General features: G+C 63.0%; 14 protein-coding genes. 6 read left to right on the top strand and 8 right to left on the bottom strand.

Going from position 1 to position 15,392, the window contains the following annotated elements; all coding sequences use genetic code 11:
* Nucleotides 1-100 precede the first annotated feature (100 nt).
* From E0L37_RS12685 to E0L37_RS12650, 8 genes are all read right to left on the bottom strand, one after another.
* A complete protein-coding gene (locus E0L37_RS12685) occupies nucleotides 101-2,272 on the bottom strand; it encodes an acetyl-CoA hydrolase/transferase C-terminal domain-containing protein (RefSeq protein WP_133492096.1) in 2,172 nt (723 codons plus the stop codon).
* A gap of 212 nt (nucleotides 2,273-2,484) precedes the next feature.
* The gene (locus tag E0L37_RS12680) at nucleotides 2,485-3,009 is read right to left on the bottom strand and encodes a DUF3299 domain-containing protein (protein WP_133492095.1); all 525 of its coding nucleotides are present in this window, start codon (nucleotides 3,007-3,009) and stop codon (nucleotides 2,485-2,487) included.
* A gap of 15 nt (nucleotides 3,010-3,024) precedes the next feature.
* A complete protein-coding gene (locus E0L37_RS12675; protein ID WP_133492094.1) occupies nucleotides 3,025-4,281 on the bottom strand; it encodes an ABC transporter permease in 1,257 nt (418 codons plus the stop codon).
* Nucleotides 4,266-4,949, bottom strand: a complete 684-nt coding sequence (locus E0L37_RS12670; protein WP_133492093.1) for an ABC transporter ATP-binding protein — start codon at nucleotides 4,947-4,949, stop codon at nucleotides 4,266-4,268. Before E0L37_RS12670 ends, E0L37_RS12675 begins: the two co-directional genes overlap by 16 nt.
* Nucleotides 4,950-4,988: 39 nt before the next feature.
* Nucleotides 4,989-5,582, bottom strand: a complete 594-nt coding sequence (locus E0L37_RS12665) for a DUF2796 domain-containing protein (protein ID WP_166643062.1) — start codon at nucleotides 5,580-5,582, stop codon at nucleotides 4,989-4,991.
* 28 nt (nucleotides 5,583-5,610) lie between these two features.
* Nucleotides 5,611-6,615, bottom strand: a complete 1,005-nt coding sequence (locus E0L37_RS12660; RefSeq protein WP_133492091.1) for a GTP-binding protein — start codon at nucleotides 6,613-6,615, stop codon at nucleotides 5,611-5,613.
* Nucleotides 6,612-7,649 (bottom strand): dihydroorotase, encoded by a 1,038-nt coding sequence (pyrC, locus tag E0L37_RS12655; RefSeq protein ID WP_133492090.1) that lies wholly within the window; start codon nucleotides 7,647-7,649, stop codon nucleotides 6,612-6,614. Before pyrC ends, E0L37_RS12660 begins: the two co-directional genes overlap by 4 nt.
* A gap of 171 nt (nucleotides 7,650-7,820) precedes the next feature.
* Nucleotides 7,821-8,567 carry a DUF4336 domain-containing protein gene (locus E0L37_RS12650; protein WP_133492089.1) on the bottom strand — a complete coding sequence of 249 codons (747 nt, stop codon included), beginning with the start codon at nucleotides 8,565-8,567 and terminating at the stop codon, nucleotides 7,821-7,823.
* Between the two features lie 216 nt (nucleotides 8,568-8,783).
* On the opposite strand from E0L37_RS12650, the gene dctP reads away from it, so the two are divergent.
* The 6 genes from dctP to E0L37_RS12620 all read left to right on the top strand — a co-directional run bounded on the left by dctP (nucleotide 8,784) and on the right by E0L37_RS12620 (nucleotide 15,369).
* Nucleotides 8,784-9,875: a TRAP transporter substrate-binding protein DctP gene (gene dctP / locus E0L37_RS12645; protein WP_133492088.1), complete on the top strand. Its 1,092-nt coding sequence runs from the start codon at nucleotides 8,784-8,786 to the stop codon at nucleotides 9,873-9,875.
* 176 nt (nucleotides 9,876-10,051) lie between these two features.
* Nucleotides 10,052-11,143, top strand: a complete 1,092-nt coding sequence (locus tag E0L37_RS12640) for a TRAP transporter substrate-binding protein (protein WP_133492087.1) — start codon at nucleotides 10,052-10,054, stop codon at nucleotides 11,141-11,143.
* Nucleotides 11,144-11,146: 3 nt separating this feature from the next.
* On the top strand, nucleotides 11,147-11,689 hold the full coding sequence (locus tag E0L37_RS12635; protein WP_236564012.1) for a TRAP transporter small permease: 543 nt from the start codon (nucleotides 11,147-11,149) through the stop codon (nucleotides 11,687-11,689).
* An 82-nt stretch (nucleotides 11,690-11,771) separates the two neighbouring features.
* On the top strand, nucleotides 11,772-13,106 hold the full coding sequence (locus E0L37_RS12630; RefSeq protein ID WP_133492086.1) for a TRAP transporter large permease: 1,335 nt from the start codon (nucleotides 11,772-11,774) through the stop codon (nucleotides 13,104-13,106).
* A gap of 22 nt (nucleotides 13,107-13,128) precedes the next feature.
* Complete coding sequence (locus tag E0L37_RS12625) at nucleotides 13,129-14,682, top strand: long-chain fatty acid--CoA ligase (protein ID WP_133492085.1); 1,554 nt, start codon at nucleotides 13,129-13,131, stop codon at nucleotides 14,680-14,682.
* 114 nt (nucleotides 14,683-14,796) lie between these two features.
* Nucleotides 14,797-15,369, top strand: a complete 573-nt coding sequence (locus E0L37_RS12620; protein ID WP_133492084.1) for a hypothetical protein — start codon at nucleotides 14,797-14,799, stop codon at nucleotides 15,367-15,369.
* Nucleotides 15,370-15,392: the final 23 nt, after the last annotated feature.

Raw genomic sequence — 15,392 nt, 5'->3', positions numbered from 1 at the left:
CTTGCAAGCGAAGGGGCTCACTCAGGCGCTTGGCAATATTCGCTTGCAAGCAAGCTTCCCACAGCGGTTCTTTTCGCTCTCAACGGTCCACTATCAACCGTCAATTCCAGCGAGACCTGGTCGCCTCCAACGCCGTCAGCAGCAGGCGCTGATACAGCCGCTCGCGCAAGCCGTCCGGGTCAGCCAGCCCCATCCGCTCCAGTGCCTCGCCGTGGCGTTCCGCGTGATGGTCCTGGAACAGCGCCTTGCGGCCCAGCTTGAGGTATTCCTTCTGGCTGACCTTGGCCTTGAGCCAGGTCAGGGCTTCCAGAACGCGCTGCTCGGTACTGGTGAAATCACTGCCCAGCGGGAACGGCGGCAGAGCCCCGGCACCGGCCCGGGCCGCCAGACGCTCCAGCGCTTCCGGGGTATTGTGTCGGTGCGCTTCCGGGATCTGATAATCCCGCCGCAACTTGCCCGCTTCCTGGGCCTGTTCCAACAATTGCGCCTGGAAACGGCTGTCGGTGATGTTGAGCGTCGCCATCACCACTTCCTCGTCACTGCGCCCGCGTAAATCGGCGACCCCGTATTCGGTCACCACGACATCGCGCAAGTGCCGGGGAATGGTGTTGTGGGCATAGGAGAACACCACATTGGATTGCGCTTCCCCACCACGCTCACGCCAGGCCCGGACCATCAGAATGGAGCGGGCGCCGGCCAGCTCATGGGCCTGGGCGACGAAGTTATATTGGCCGCCAACACCGCTAAGGACGCGGCCATCGTCCAACTGATCCGCCACCGCCGCGCCCAGCAGGGTGATGGAAAAAGCGCTGTTGATGAAACGGGCATCGCGCCGCTGCAAACGGCAAATGGCCTCCTCACCGAACAGATCATTGATGTAATTCACCCGCGTCATGTTGATGGCCGCGCGGGTCTCGTCGTCCAGTTCACGCAGGCGCTGGTAGAACGCCCGCGGCCCCAGGAAGAAACCGCCGTGCATGACGATGCCGCCCAGCAGCCGGCGGCCCAGCACCGACTTGAGCGCCTCGCGGGTGGCACGTTGCTCCAGATCATTGGGTACCACCACGCCGTTGGGCAGCGACAGGTTATCGCCGCCGTCCCGCAGCGCCAGTTCCTCCTGAACAATACCGTAGCGGCGCAGCCGGCTCAGATCGTCGGCGCCGAGCCGCGCCGGCAGGTCACCACCGGCGCGCAGATCATCCAGCAACGCCAGGGTCGGCGTCAGCGCCGCGTCCGCCAGCGCCCGCCGTTGCAGCGCCGGCCAGTCGTAGACGGCACGGCGGATAATGCCGTCATCGATCAGGGTCAGCAGCCCGTGGGTCATCATTTCGCTGCAGCCGTAAAGTCCCTGCTGAAACGGCCCCACCCCGCCCTCACGTTCGATCAGTTGTCGCTGGCTGTCGGACATCGGCAATTGCCCCAGCAGGGCACGGTATTCATCGTTGTGGTGTTGCCGGCGCAGGGTGTGATGCACCAGGGCATCGCCGAGAGCGCCGATACCAATCTGCAAAGTACCGCCATCACGAACCAGGGGGCTGGCGTGCAAACCAATGAAATGGTCCTGGTGGCTGACCGGCATGTTCGGGGTGGAAAACAAACGGGTCCGCGCCTGTTCGTCATCCAGAAGAATGTCCATTTCCGGCAACCAGCGCTCCAGGGACGCATCGTTCTCCATGAACGGCAAATCGTGATGCACCTGCCCCACCGCGACGATGGTTTCACCGGCATCGCGGCGCGCCTTGAGCATGGGCAGCAGCTCCAGGGTCACTTCCGGGTTGCAGGAAAAGCTGTACTGGCGCCGGCCATCACGTTCCCGCGTGGCCAGCAGTTGCGCCACCACATTGACGCCCCGGGCATTGATGTCGCGGGCGGCGTGGGTGTAGTTGACGCTGATGTAATGCCGCTGGGCGTCCGTACTGTTCAACAGGCTGCCCGGCTGGAAGAAGAACTCGAACACGCGGATGTTCTCCGGCAAGGCGTCCTTGCGCACCGCGTGCAGATAGTCCAGCTCCTCATAATCAGCGAACACGCGGTCGGCGAACGGCTCGAGAAAGCGGCGCTCCAGGTCGCTGCCGGCACCGGGCCGCCCCAGGGACAGGGCGGTATAAATTTCCAGGGACAGGTTGGGGTCGGCCTTCACCCTTTGGTACAACGCATTGACGAAACGGTTGGGTTTGCCGAGGCCCAGCGGCATCCCCAGGCGCACCTCGCCGCCGGTGAGTTCAAGAACCCGGTCCACCGCCTGTTCGGCGTTGTCCATGTGTTGCGGCATGGCTGACTCCATCATTCCAGATCAGACGACAGCATATCGCGGGCCTTTCTTTAGATGAATAGCGCTGCTCCTATACGTCCGTCAGACATTGTTTTGCCGAGAAGCCGCGTTTCATGCGCCGTTTTCGCCGCCAAGGCAGCTTCCCACAGAAAGGACTACGAAGCCGCTGTGGGAAGCTGCCTTGGCAGCGAATAACGTGCGCGCCTCAGCGCCTAATACAGCGGCTCGGAGATAATCTTCACGTCGCTGGCTTTCATGCTGTAGCCGGCCTGGCCGTATTCGGTCTCTTCCGGGGTCACTTTCAGGGTGCCGGTGACTTGCAGCGCCCCCATGATCGCATCCAGCGGCACGCCCTTGCCGCTGGCGCGGACCAGGATGATCTGATTGCGCGGCGGCGGTGGCGCATGAATGCAGGCACCGAAATACGGCACCAGCAAAAATTCGCGCACATGGTCGGCATCGCCCTCCAACGGCACGCCGAACCCGACCAGCCGGATGTCCTTGTCGTCCAGACTTTCCTGTAAGGGCGCGCTGTTCCACAGCGCCTGGATGTCATCCATGATCGACATCGCCTCGGGGTCCTCATCCTCGGTGCGGTTGATACGCTCCGCCAGTTCGTTGACCTCCTTTTCCGGATTCCAGTCCTCCGGAATCAGATGGTCCCATTCCAGTGTCACCGGCGTTGCCCGCGCCATCAGCGTCAGCATCGCCAACACCATCACCAAAGCGAATCGCATACTCTCTCGACCTCTCTAATAGCGTGGCGTGAGCCCGTCACTGAGGGTGTGACGATAGGCCCGCCAGGCCGGAATCAAGCCGACCAGCATGCCGCTGACCAGCACCACCAGCAACCACAGCGCTTCCAGTGGTGCTGGCCGCCACAGACTCAGCGCCATGCCCAGTCGCTCGCTCAGTACCGGCATCACCAAAGCGGCCACCCCCTGCAACAGCAGCACCCCCACCACCACGCCCACCAGGGACAGCAAAGCGCTCTCCCCCACCATCAACAGTCCGATCTGCCAGGGCCGCGCCCCCAGGGCACGGAGAATCGCCATCTCCCGGCGCCGTTCGTTGAGCGCGGTGAGCAAGGCGCTGAGCATCACCAACAGGGCGACACCGAGCACCGCCACCGAGATCACCCTTAACGCCTGTTCCACCATTCCCAGCATGCGCCACATCTGGCCCAGGGCGACGCCGGGGATCACCGCCTGCAAGGGTTCCGGCGCCCGGGTGTTGATCCAGCGCTGCATCTGGAACACCGCGACCCGGGAATTCAGTCCCACCAGCAGCGAGGTCACCGAATCCGGCTGCAGATCACGGGCACGCGCTTGATCCGGACTGGTGTGGCGGCCCGGCAGCGGTGTACCCGCCACCCAATCCAGGTGGATCGCGGTCATTGCCGCCAGTGAGATATGCACCGACTGGTCCACCGGCGTGCCGGTGGCGGCGAGCACGCCACGGACCTTGAACGGCATGGTGTCATGGCGCCGCACCGACACCGTGCCGGTGCCATGCCCCAGCACCACCTCGTCGCCTACTTTCAGTCCCAGCCGCGCCGCCACCCCGGCGCCCAGCACCGCGTCGAACACATCATCGAACGGTTCTCCGTCACTGAAACGCAGTGGTTCATCGCGACCATAACGGTAATAACGGAAATAATCGGTGGTGGTCCCCACCACCGGAAAACCACGCAGATTGTCGCCGAGGGAGATCGGCACCACCCACGCCACTTCCGGCCGCTTGGTGATCGCCTCGACGCTTCCCCAGTCCAGGTTCGCCACCGGCTCACCCAGGCGGAACACACTATAGAGCAGCAGATTCAGAGCACCGCTGGGTTTGCCGACGATCAGGTCCACTCCGGAAACCGTACTGGTGAAACGGTCGCGGGTTTCCTGGCGGACCCGCTCCACGCCCGCCAGCAAGGCGGTGCTCAAAGCAATCGCCAGCACCACCAGCACCAGGGTGGCGCGGCGATGCCAGAGGCTGCGCAGGGTCAATCGCCAGAGCATGGCGTCGCTCCGTTGAGGGCGGGCAAATCAAGATGGCGGTCGAAATGCGCCGCCAGCCGTTGATCGTGGCTGACGAACAATACCGCGCTGTTCTGGCGTTCGCTCTCACGCAGCAACAGCGTCATGAAGTGGTCCCGGCGGCGATCGTCCAGTGCCGAGGTGGGCTCGTCGGCGATCAGCAGCGCCGGTTCGGCGATCATCGCCCGCACCGCGGCCACCCGCTGCTGCTGCCCGACCGATAGCTCCGTGGCTTTCCGGGCCAGCAGTGTTTCCGACAGTTCCAGGCGCTGCGCCAGCGCCAGCGCCTGCTCCTTGCCGGGCGCACGGCCAATACCGGAGAGCGACGCGGCCAGCAGCACGTTGTCCAGGCCGCTCAGGTACGGCACCAGGTTGAACTGCTGGAAAATGATGCCCAGGTGACGGGCCCGCCAGCGATCACGGCCGGCGGCGGAAAGGCCCGCCAGGTCCTGCCCGGCCACCGCGACGCTGCCCTGTCGCGGCAGCACCAGACCGGCGATCAGGGCCAGTAACGAGGACTTGCCGGAACCGCTGGGACCACTCAGAAACACCCTCTCCCCGGCGGCCACGCAAAGCGATTCCAGCACCAGCACCGGTGTCTCGCGCCAGCCGAAAATCAGGTCCTGGCAGCGCAGCACCTCAGTGCTCATTACTCCTCCCGCGTTGTGCCTCTCTCAATTGCAACGTCCTCATTGCACGTCCATGGACAACCGGGTGTCGGGTGCCTTCAGGGTATCGGCACGGGCGCCCTGATCGGTGACCAGTTGCACCTTGAGCGTGACGCCGTTAAGGAATTCCAGCAACGGCACATCGATCCACGCCAGTTTTCCCGGGTGATCGCAGTGCCAGCGATAACGCGCCTCGAAGTCCGCATGACCGCCGTGGTCGTGGTCGTGGTCGTGGTCGTGGTCGTGGTCGTGGTCGGCATCAGGATCATGGCTTTTTTCGCCATGGTCATGCTCTCCGGTTCCTCCTTCTGGGCCGGACAAGCCACTGTGCACGCTCTCGCGGGTGACCTTGCAGGCGGCGTCGGGCGCCGGCTCCAGCACATTGGTGCCCTTGCCAAGCCGGGCCAGGGCATCTTCCAACAGAGCCGTCTGCTCATCGTTCCGGGGAGCATGTTCAAACCCCACCACATCCGCCGCCGGCAGCGACAGTTCCACCAGCAGAGTGCCGCCGGCCATGGCCAGGTCCAGATTGCCCTGTCCATGCACATGGGGGCCCGCCGCCTGGGCCAGCCCCGCCGCCGTGCTCAACGCCATCACTATCGCCAACCGTCGCATGGTGGTGCTCCTCTTTATATGCAGAATGTCAGTGCCGTATGGAATCCAGCTCCGCGCGGAACGCCGCCAGGCACTGGCCGGGAAAGACCGGGTCGTCGCCATCGGTAATCAGCACCAGCCGGCTACCCTCATCGCCACCAGGCCACGACGGCAGCGGCGACACCTCCAATGGCTGGCCACCCACGCCTTGGACCAACAAGGGCCCATCCAGTTTGTCCACCGCCACCAGCGCCTTGAGCCGCACCAGACGCGGGCCACACCGCTCCAGCAGGTCCGCCCACAATGGCTGCAGCGCGAAATAGTCCACCGCGCCGCGCCAACGCAGGTCAGCGGCGTGCAGCCGGTGGCGGCCCGCCTCTGGCGCCACGACCAGTGGCGGGCTGGCGGCGCCGGCCACCGCGCTCAGCTGCCCGGTGACCCGGCAACGGCGTGGAAAGGCGTGATCCAGCAACGCCGGTTCCACCCGCCCCTGTTCGCTCCACTGCCGTTCGGCGGCGGAGTTCAATTCCGCCAGGGCGGCTTCCAGAGGCCCGCGTTGTTCCAGTTCCACCTGATCCGCCTTGGTCAGCAACAGCACATCGGCGGCACGCACCTGCTCGATCACCTCGGGATGCCGGCTCAACCCCGCCATGCCGGATCGGGCGTCCACCGTGGTGATCACCGATCGCAGCTGAAAATGACGCCGCAGCCATGGATCCTGTTCCAGCACCGAGGTGACGCCGAAAGGATCGGCGGCGCCGGTGGTTTCCACCAATACGGTGGAAAAGCGCGGCACGTCGCCGGCGGCACGGGCCATGAACAGGTTGCGCAAGGTGGTGCGCAACGACCCTTGCACCGTGCAGCAGACGCAACCGCCGGCCAGCAGACTTACCGGCGCCGATGCCTCACCCACCAGCGCCTGGTCGATGCCCACCTGCCCCAGCTCATTGATGATCACCGCCAGATCATCGCGCCCGGACAGCCAGTGATTCAGCACCGTGGTTTTGCCGCTGCCGAGAAAGCCGGTCAGCACCACCACCGGCAAAGGGGTCACGGCGCGACCGACCAGGGCAGCGTTTCGCCGGCCAGGAACGGCACCAACTCTTCACCGGCGGCCTGCACCTGTTGCGGTACCGCCCAGGGTTCCCGCCGCAGGGTAATGGTGTCCGGATTGCGGGGAAGGCGATAAAAATCCGCGCCGAAATGACTGGCGAAGCCTTCCAGTTTGTCCAGCGCGCCATGACGCTCCAGGAAAGTGGCGTACAACGGCAGCGCCGCCCGCGCCGAATAACAGCCGGCGCAACCGCAGGCGGCTTCTTTCTTGTCGCGGGCGTGCGGAGCGGAGTCAGTGCCCAGGAAGAAGCGCGGATGCCCTTCCAGCACCGCCTGTTGAATACGCTCCTGATGGGTGCGGCGCTTGAGCACCGGCAGGCAGTAATTATGCGGGCGCACGCCGCCCACCAGCAGATCATTGCGGTTCATCATCAGGTGCTGCGGTGTCACGGTGGCGGCGGTGGCGTCGCCGGAGTCCTTGACGAAATCCACCGCTTCACCGGTGGTGACGTGTTCGAACACAATGCGCAAAGCTGGGAAACGGCGGCGAATATCGGTGAGATAACGGTCGATGAAGACCTTCTCCCGATCGAACACGTCGATCTCCGCCTCGGTCACCTCGCCGTGAACCAGCAACGGTACATCGTGCTTCTCCATCGCCTCATAGAGATGGGCGATCCGTGACGGATCGGTAACGCCGCTGTCGGAGTTGGTGGTGGCACCGGCGGGATACAGTTTGAAGGCATGCACAAAGCCACTGGCGGCCGCCCTTGCCACCTCCTCCACCGGCGTCTCGTCGGTGAGGTAAAGCACCATCAGCGGTTCGAACGCCACGCCGGCGGGAATGTGGGGCACGATGCGCTGCCGATAGGCCTCGGCCTGGGCCACGGTGGTGACCGGCGGAGTCAGGTTGGGCATGACAATGGCGCGGCGGAACACCCGTGCGGTCACCGGCACGGTCTCGGCCAGCATGGCACCGTCGCGAAAATGCAGGTGCCAATCATCGGGGCGGCAAAGTGTGAGGGTATCGGTCATAGGAAAACTGTCGGTTCCGGGAAAAGTGCCATGATACGAAAAACCGCCGGCACTTGCCCTGAAGAACCGGTTTCCCATGGCATTGCGCCAATTTGTTATAACATAACAAAAACAGAAAAAATCACAACCCCGCACCGGCGCTGTTCCACCATCGGCGAACCACCGGCCCCGCTACAGCAGCCAGCGGAACGAGCGCTGCAGTTCCTCCGTACCACGCTCCTGGTACCAGCGGCCATGCGCCAGAATCACCCGTTCCGGCTCCCAGTCGAGCATGGTCCGCACCGCGGCGCGCAACCCCGCCCGGCGGCCAAGAAAGGTGAGTCGCATGTCCCGGGGCATTTGGCCGTCCGGGTCCAGCACGCCACCCAGGCGAGCCAGCCAGCGCTGGGCCGGCGCCAGACGCGCCGCTTCGAAGTTTTCGATCAGGTCGGTGAGGATCAGGGTGCGGCTGTGCGGATGGAAGAACACCACCTCGGTCATGTAGCGGCTGGTCACCGGCAGGGTCCGCAGCAGATCATCCCAGGGCCAGGGCCCGTCACGGTCCAGTACCTCCACGGGGAAATCGATGCGCCCCCGGGCCCTCTCCTTGATTCCCCGCGCCACGAACGTGCGGGCGGCGGGGAAAGCATCTTGCCACTGCGGCAGCCACCAATAGTGAATGCGATTGGGACCAATCAACCAGCGTGGCTCACCGAGGGCCTGCACCTGCCGCCGTAACGGCTCGGTCAGGACCGTGGGCGAATGCACGAACAGTCCGCCGTCGGCCGAACGCACCAGCGTCATGCGTGTCGGAAACGGCATCTTCACGCCCGGTGCTCCGAAGCGGATCAGCGGTCCGTCGACGATCCAGACCGAATCCGCCACCGGTTTCAACTGATTCAAAGGAGCGTAAACGCGGTTTCCCCCCGCAGTGCTCATGGCTGTTGCCCTCTGTTCGCCCAGGCCACACCGTACCGGGCCTGATCGTTTTCGCCAATGGCTTTGTCGCAGCCGGCCATTGTGGCGACGCCCCGCGCCTTCAGACTGGAAGCCGGCCTGCAGCGGGAACCTCGCCGTCCGCCTCTCGACATACTCTGTTCGTCGCCGGCATACAGCCGCAATGATCAGAACAATAACAATACCGGAGGCCATGCCATGACGCCGTTCGCTCGTGCTTTGTGCGTTCTTTCCATACTGTCACTGTGGTGTCTTTCCCCATCCGTCCAGGCCGAGCCGAGGACCCTGCATTACGCCACCGCCGTGGCGCCCACCGATCGTCCCAACAACCAGGCCCGCCGCTGGTGGGCGGAGCAGATCAAGGCACGCACCAACGGCGAGATCGAAATCGAAATTCACTGGATGCAGAGTCTGGTGAAGTATCCGGATACCGCCCAGGCTGTCAGTTCCGGCCTGGCGGATATCGCCGGGATGACACCGGATTACACCGCCGCCCGTTTCCCGCTGTGGGCGCTGTCACAAACCGAAGTCGGCCCGGGCGACCACTACATTTCCGCCGAAGCCTGGCGGCGCATGATGGCGAACACCCCTGCTCTCCAGGAAGAACTACGGCGTAACAACATGGCGTTCATGTCGGTGTACTCCACCGGACCACGGGTCCTGATCAGCAACACCCGCCCTTATCTGACGCCGGCGGACTTCGAGGGTGACCGTGTGCGACTGACGCCTCGCAGCGTTCAGGCCGCGCAGCGGGCGGATTGGGATGTGACGCCGATCAATCTGACCTTTACCGATATTTATTCCGCCATGGATCGCGGCACCCTCAATGGCGCTCAGTCCGCCGCTTATCTGGTACCGCTGTTCAAACACCACGAGGTCGCCACGCACATCGTCGAAACCGGTAACGGCCAGTCCATGATCCTGGAGGCCATGAACCTCGACACCTGGAACAGCCTGACCCCGAAGCAGCAACGGGTGTTCAGCGAAGTGAACCGGGAACTGGAAGTGCGGATGGCGGAAGCCGGCCTGGAAGAGCTGGAACAGGCGCGGAAGATGATCCGGAACAACCGCGAGTTCCCCACCGAATACCACATTCTTGATGCCGAACAGCAAGCTCAGTGGGAAGCCGGGTACCTGCCAGTGGAGCGCGCCTTCGCGGAACGGACCAGCAAGCGCTCACCCCAGGCGGTATCAGTATTCGAGCGCTTCCAGGAACGCCTCAAGGAGGTGGCCTCGGAGGTAAGAGAGGACGGTTATCCCTGGGAACGGAATGAGGTGGCGGATCGCTGAACCGGCGCCCGTCGCACTGGTGCTTTACGCCAAATCTTTTGTCGCGATAGGTCATTGTTGCCCGACCAGGGGAGCGACAGACTGAAATTCGAATAGGGTGGCCCGCTGGCCGCCCCTGCCTCGGATGTAATGGATCAAACCATTAATAAGAATAGTAATAGTGGAGGCCCTGTTAAATGTCGCTGAAAAAAAATCTGATGGTCGCCGGCGCGGCCGTTACTCTCACGCTCTCCAGTGTTCTGGCCGGCGCCGAAACGCGCACGCTCCATTACGCCACCCCGGCCCCTCCCACCGACCGTCCCAGTAACGAGGTGCTGCGCTGGTGGACCAATGAGGTCAAGGAACGCACCAACGGCGAAATCGAGATTGAAGTCCACTGGCTGCAAAGCCTGGTGAAATATCATGATTCCGCCCAGGCGCTCAGTTCCGGGCTCGCCGATATCTCGCCGATGAATCCGGAGTACGTGGAATCCCGTTTCCCGCTGTGGACACTGTCACAGACCGAAATCGGCTCCGGCGACAACTATATCGCCAACGAAGCCTGGCACCGTGTTCTGGAAAAAAACCCGGCCATGGCCGAGGAACTGAAGAAAAACAACATGGTGCATCTGATCGCCTATTCCAGCGGCCCGCGCGTCAACGCCAGCACCAGCCGCCCCTATCTGACACCCGATGATTTCAAGGGCGACAAGGTCCGCATGACGCCCAGAGCGGTGCAGGCAGCCAAACAAGCCGATTGGAACGTGACACCGGTGCAAGTGGCGTTCGCCGATATCTATTCCGCCATGGATCGCGGCACCATCAATGGCGCCCAGACCTACACCTATCTGATGCCTCCCTACAAACACCACGAAGTAGCGAAATACGCGGTGGAAACCGGCATCGGCCAGTCCATGGTGGTGGTCAACATGAATCTGAACACCTGGAACAGCCTGACGCCGGAACAGCAGCAGGTGTTTGCCGATCTGAACGGTGAGTACCGTCTCCGCATGGCCCGCGCCGGCCTTCAGGAAGCCGGGGATGCGCGCGAGATGATGCGCACCAATAAAGAATTCCCCACCGAATTCCATATCCTCACCCAGGAACAGCAAAAAGCCTGGCAAGCCGCCCTGGAACCGGTCGAACGGGCCTACGCGGAAAAACTGGCGAAGCGTGATCCCCGTGCCCTGGAAATTTTCGAAAGTTTCCAGAACGAGTTGCGCGCGGTGCAGAAAGAAGTGGCGGACAACGGCTACCCCTGGCAATCCGAAAAAGTCGCCGGGAACTGATTCATGTCTCGAATGCCGTGGCCCGTTCGTGTGATGGACCGGGTGGATCAGATCCTGGTATGGCTGTCCCAGGCACTGCTCGCCGCCATGGTCGGCATCACCTTTGTGTCGGTGGTGGGGCGGAGTTTTTTCCGCAGCCCGGTCCCTGATGATCTGCTGCTTTCGGAAATGCTGATGGTGGCGATCGTGTTCGTGCCACTGAGCTATGTTCAGTCCATTCGCGCCCATATCGAAGTCACCGTGCTCACCGATCACCTGCCCCACTGGTTGCAGGAAACCCTGGTCTCGCTGGGGCTGATCATCGGCATCGTCATGTTCGCCTGGATGGCCTGGCTCAGCGCCGGCAAGGCCTGGGAATCCTATGAGTGGGGAGAAATCGCCTACGCCAGCACGCTGGGTTTACCGGAGTGGCCGGTGCGCGCCCTGATTCCATTGGGCCTGATCTGGTGGTGCGTGCGCATGCTGATTCAACTGCTGATGCCCTGGACCCGCGAACCGCCGGAGTCCGAGGTGGAACGCACCTTGCGCGAGTCCGAGGACGCCTGACTTTTCAGTATCGGGATAGCACAGGTCCTCTCGGTATTTCAGGCGTCCATCCCCTTGAAGAACGATAACAACAGGAGATCCGATGGATCCGGTTACGATCGGCATTGCGGTCACCGTGGTAATGGTGGCCCTGTTATTGTTGCGCATTCCCATTGCCGTGGTTCTGGTCAGCACCGGCTATGTCGGCCTGGTGCTGGTCATGGCGGTACGCACCGGCGAATTCGATCTGGCACGCGGGTTGAGTACCGCCAATCAGTTCCTCTCGGATCTGCCCTATTCCTCCACCGCGGAATACACCTTCACCACCATTCCCATGTTTCTGTTGATGGGCTACCTGGCCACCGAAGCCGGTTTCACCCGTGATATCTATCAGACCGCCCGGCTGTGGCTGGCAAGGGTCCCCGGCGGCCTGGCCGTGGCGTCCTCGGTGGGCTGCGCGCTGTTCGCCGCGATCAGTGGTTCGAGCCTGGCCACCGCCGCCGCCATGGGCCGCATGGCGATTCCGGAAATGCTCAAGCACGGTTACGACAAGCGGCTCGCCACCGGCGTGGTGGCCGCCTCCGGCACCCTCGGCTCACTGATTCCGCCCAGTATTCTGATGATTCTCTACGCGGTGTTCACCGACCAGTCCATCGCCAAACTGTTCATCGCCGGCATCATTCCCGGCATTCTGTCCCTCGGTATTTATGTCGGCTTCGTCATGATCCGCTCGAAGATGAATCCGGAACTGGCACCACCGGTGCCCAAGGTGGACATGGCCGAGAAGATGGCGGCACTGAAAAAAAGCTGGAACATGCTGGCACTGATCGCGCTGATCGTGATCGGCCTCTACACCGGTATTTTTACCCCTTCGGAAGCAGGCGCGGTGGGCGCCGCGGTGGCGTTCCTGATGTGTATCGTCACCCGCCGTCTGGACCGGGAAAAAACCCGCAGCGCCCTGAATGAAACCCTCAAGACCACCTCGATGCTGTTCGCCGCGGTGATCGGCGCCTACATGGTGACCTCCTTCACCGCCCTCACCGGCATCGCCTCGGAGCTGACCTCCTGGGCCGGCAACCTGGATCTGCCACCGGTGGTGATCCTGCTGTCGTTGACGTTGCTCTATGTATTTCTCGGCACCTTCATGGGTTCCATCGAGATCATGCTGCTGACGCTGCCGGTGGTGATCCCGATCATCAAAGGCCTGGAATACGACCTGATCTGGTTCGGCATCATCATGATCAAGTATCTGGAAATCGGCATGATCACGCCACCGGTGGGGATCAACTGCTTCATCATCAAAGGCGTGGTGGGCAAATCGGTGAGTCTCGGCCAGATCTTCCACGGGGTAACCTGGTTCATCGTCCTCGACGTCATCACCGTCGCCATCCTGATCCTGTTCCCGGATCTGGTCACGTTCCTGCCCAACCTCATGTAACGGTTCCTGGAGAAAAGCCCTCATGTACCTGACGCAATCCCTGCACAAGGCCCTGCAACAATGTCCCGAGCGCACCGCCACCGTTTGCGATGGTCGGCGCCACAGCTACGCCGAATGGGTCCCGCGGGTAGCCCGGGTGGCCGGGGCTCTGCAGGGTCTTGGCGTGGCGCCCGGCGACCGCGTCGGCATTCTCGCCCTGGGCTCGGACCGTTACCTGGAAACCATTTACGGCTGCTGGTGGCGCGGCGCTGTGATCAATCCGGTGAACATTCGCTGGAGTCCGCGAGAAATCGCCTATTCCCTGGACGACTGCGGTACCCGGGTATTGCTGGTGGACCGCCACTTCCTCGGCATGGTGCCGCAATTGGGGGAATTGTCCGAAGCCCTGGAAGAAGTGATCTATCTGGATGACGATGCACCGGGGGACCTCATCGGCTACGAGAGATGGATCGCCGATGCCCCCGAGCTGGACGACCAGATCGCCAGCCACCAACAACTGGCCGCCATTCTCTACACTGGCGGTACCACCGGCGCGCCCAAGGGAGTAATGCTCAGCCATCGCAATCTGTACTCCGGCACTCTGGGGCAGATGGCGGCGGTACAGCGCAGCCATCACCCGGTGGCCCTGTACTCCTCGCCGCTGTTTCATGTGGCCGGCATGGCCTCGGTGGTGCAGATCGCGGTGCGCCAGGGCACCCATGTAATTCTGCCGGGCTTCGATCCGGCGGTGGTGCTGGACACCATCGAGCGCGAAGGCGTGGAAGAAACCTTTCTGGTACCGACCATGCTGCGCATGTTGCTGGATCATCCGGACTTCTCCCGGCGCGATCTTTCAGCGCTGAAGTACCTGCGCTACGGTGCCTCCCCCATGGACGAGGCGCTGCTGCTGCGGGCCATGGAAGTCCTGCCCGGCGCGGAATTCTCGCAGAGCTACGGCATGACCGAACTGTCGCCGGTGATCTCGATCCTCAGCGGCTGGCACCACACCGCCGAGGGACGCCGCGCCGGCAAGCTGAAGTCCGCCGGCTATCCGCTGCCCAACGCGGAAGTCCGCATCGTTGACGAAAACGATAACGACGTTCCGCCGGGCCAGGTGGGCGAAATCATCGCGCGCGGCCCCATGGTCATGGAAGGCTACTGGAACAAACCGGAACAAACCGCCGAGGCCCTGCGTAGCGGCTGGATGCACACCGGCGATGGCGGCTACATGGACGACGACGGCTTTATCTACGTGGTCGACCGGATCAAGGACATGATCGTCACCGGCGGCGAGAACGTCTATTCCGCGGAGGTGGAAAACGCCCTGCTGAAACTGCCTGAGGTCGCCCAATGCGCGGTGATCGGCGTACCCGATGAGCGCTGGGGGGAGCGCGTGCACGCGGTGGTGGTGACGGCCCCCGGTCAGCAACTGGACGAGCAGCGCATCGACGCTCACTGCCGTGATCTGATCGCCGGCTACAAATGCCCCAAGAGCATCGAGTTCCGTGATGCCCTGCCCATGTCCGGCGCCGGCAAGATCCTCAAGTACGAGTTGCGCAAACCCTTCTGGGAGGGCCGGCAACGGCGGGTAAGCTGACACCGGGTGCCATCCGCTCATTTGAGACGCAGGTCACCGTTCCAGAGGGTGTCTTTGAAGACGCCGCACGCGCCGCCTAAACTTGCGCGTTTTTGACGCGCAAAGGAGAGCCCCGTGCAAAAACGCGTACTCGTCCCCCTGATTGCCCTCCCCCTGTTCAGCCCGGCCGCCCTGGCCGGGGATCTGTATCCCCTGGGCAAGGCCGAAGGTACCACCTGGAAAACCGTGGCCCAGGCCGAGGAAGACAACCGCCTGTCCGTGGCGGCGCTGTCCACCGACGGCGAGATGCAAATGGTGTTCACCTTCGAAACCGTCATCGGCAGCACCGAACAGTTCCTCGGCGTATTCGATGCGCCCGTGGAAAGCTGCGGTCAGAGCGACGGCAAGACCATGACCCTGAAAGCCCCCGACCCGTCCCGTCTGATGAAGGTGAATGGTCAGGAATTTCCCTCTTCGGAAAACTGCCTGGAAGGCCACACCCACTATTCGTTCAAAGGCGTGGATGCCGCTCATGACATCAGCGCGGCGCTGATCGCCGGCAAGCCGGTAACGCTGAGCATCCCCCGCGACGACGGCCGCAAGGAATACACCTGGGAGCCAGACGGCTTCAAGGCTCTGGCGCGGGAGCGGGTGAAAGAGTACGAAAAGGGGGCGCGTTATCAGGCCTACAAGGGCATGACCCGCTAAGCAACGCGGCTGTTTTCCCTGTC

It is taken from the genome of Alcanivorax sp. 24 (assembly GCF_004360225.1).
GTDB lineage: Bacteria > Pseudomonadota > Gammaproteobacteria > Pseudomonadales > Alcanivoracaceae > Alloalcanivorax > Alloalcanivorax xiamenensis.
Note: the sequence above shows the minus strand (reverse complement) of the source record. Positions and strands in the feature narration are given on the sequence as shown.

Coding starts and splice junctions, on each gene's coding strand:
- E0L37_RS12685 (WP_133492096.1), bottom strand. CDS start 2,272: ATGCCGCAACACATGGACAACGCCGAACAGGCGGTGGACCGGGTTCTT.
- E0L37_RS12680 (WP_133492095.1), bottom strand. CDS start 3,009: ATGCGATTCGCTTTGGTGATGGTGTTGGCGATGCTGACGCTGATGGCG.
- E0L37_RS12675 (WP_133492094.1), bottom strand. CDS start 4,281: ATGCTCTGGCGATTGACCCTGCGCAGCCTCTGGCATCGCCGCGCCACC.
- E0L37_RS12670 (WP_133492093.1), bottom strand. CDS start 4,949: ATGAGCACTGAGGTGCTGCGCTGCCAGGACCTGATTTTCGGCTGGCGC.
- E0L37_RS12665 (WP_166643062.1), bottom strand. CDS start 5,582: ATGCGACGGTTGGCGATAGTGATGGCGTTGAGCACGGCGGCGGGGCTG.
- pyrC (WP_133492090.1), bottom strand. CDS start 7,649: ATGACCGATACCCTCACACTTTGCCGCCCCGATGATTGGCACCTGCAT.
- E0L37_RS12650 (WP_133492089.1), bottom strand. CDS start 8,567: ATGAGCACTGCGGGGGGAAACCGCGTTTACGCTCCTTTGAATCAGTTG.
- dctP (WP_133492088.1), top strand. CDS start 8,784: ATGACGCCGTTCGCTCGTGCTTTGTGCGTTCTTTCCATACTGTCACTG.
- E0L37_RS12640 (WP_133492087.1), top strand. CDS start 10,052: ATGTCGCTGAAAAAAAATCTGATGGTCGCCGGCGCGGCCGTTACTCTC.
- E0L37_RS12635 (WP_236564012.1), top strand. CDS start 11,147: ATGTCTCGAATGCCGTGGCCCGTTCGTGTGATGGACCGGGTGGATCAG.
- E0L37_RS12630 (WP_133492086.1), top strand. CDS start 11,772: ATGGATCCGGTTACGATCGGCATTGCGGTCACCGTGGTAATGGTGGCC.
- E0L37_RS12625 (WP_133492085.1), top strand. CDS start 13,129: ATGTACCTGACGCAATCCCTGCACAAGGCCCTGCAACAATGTCCCGAG.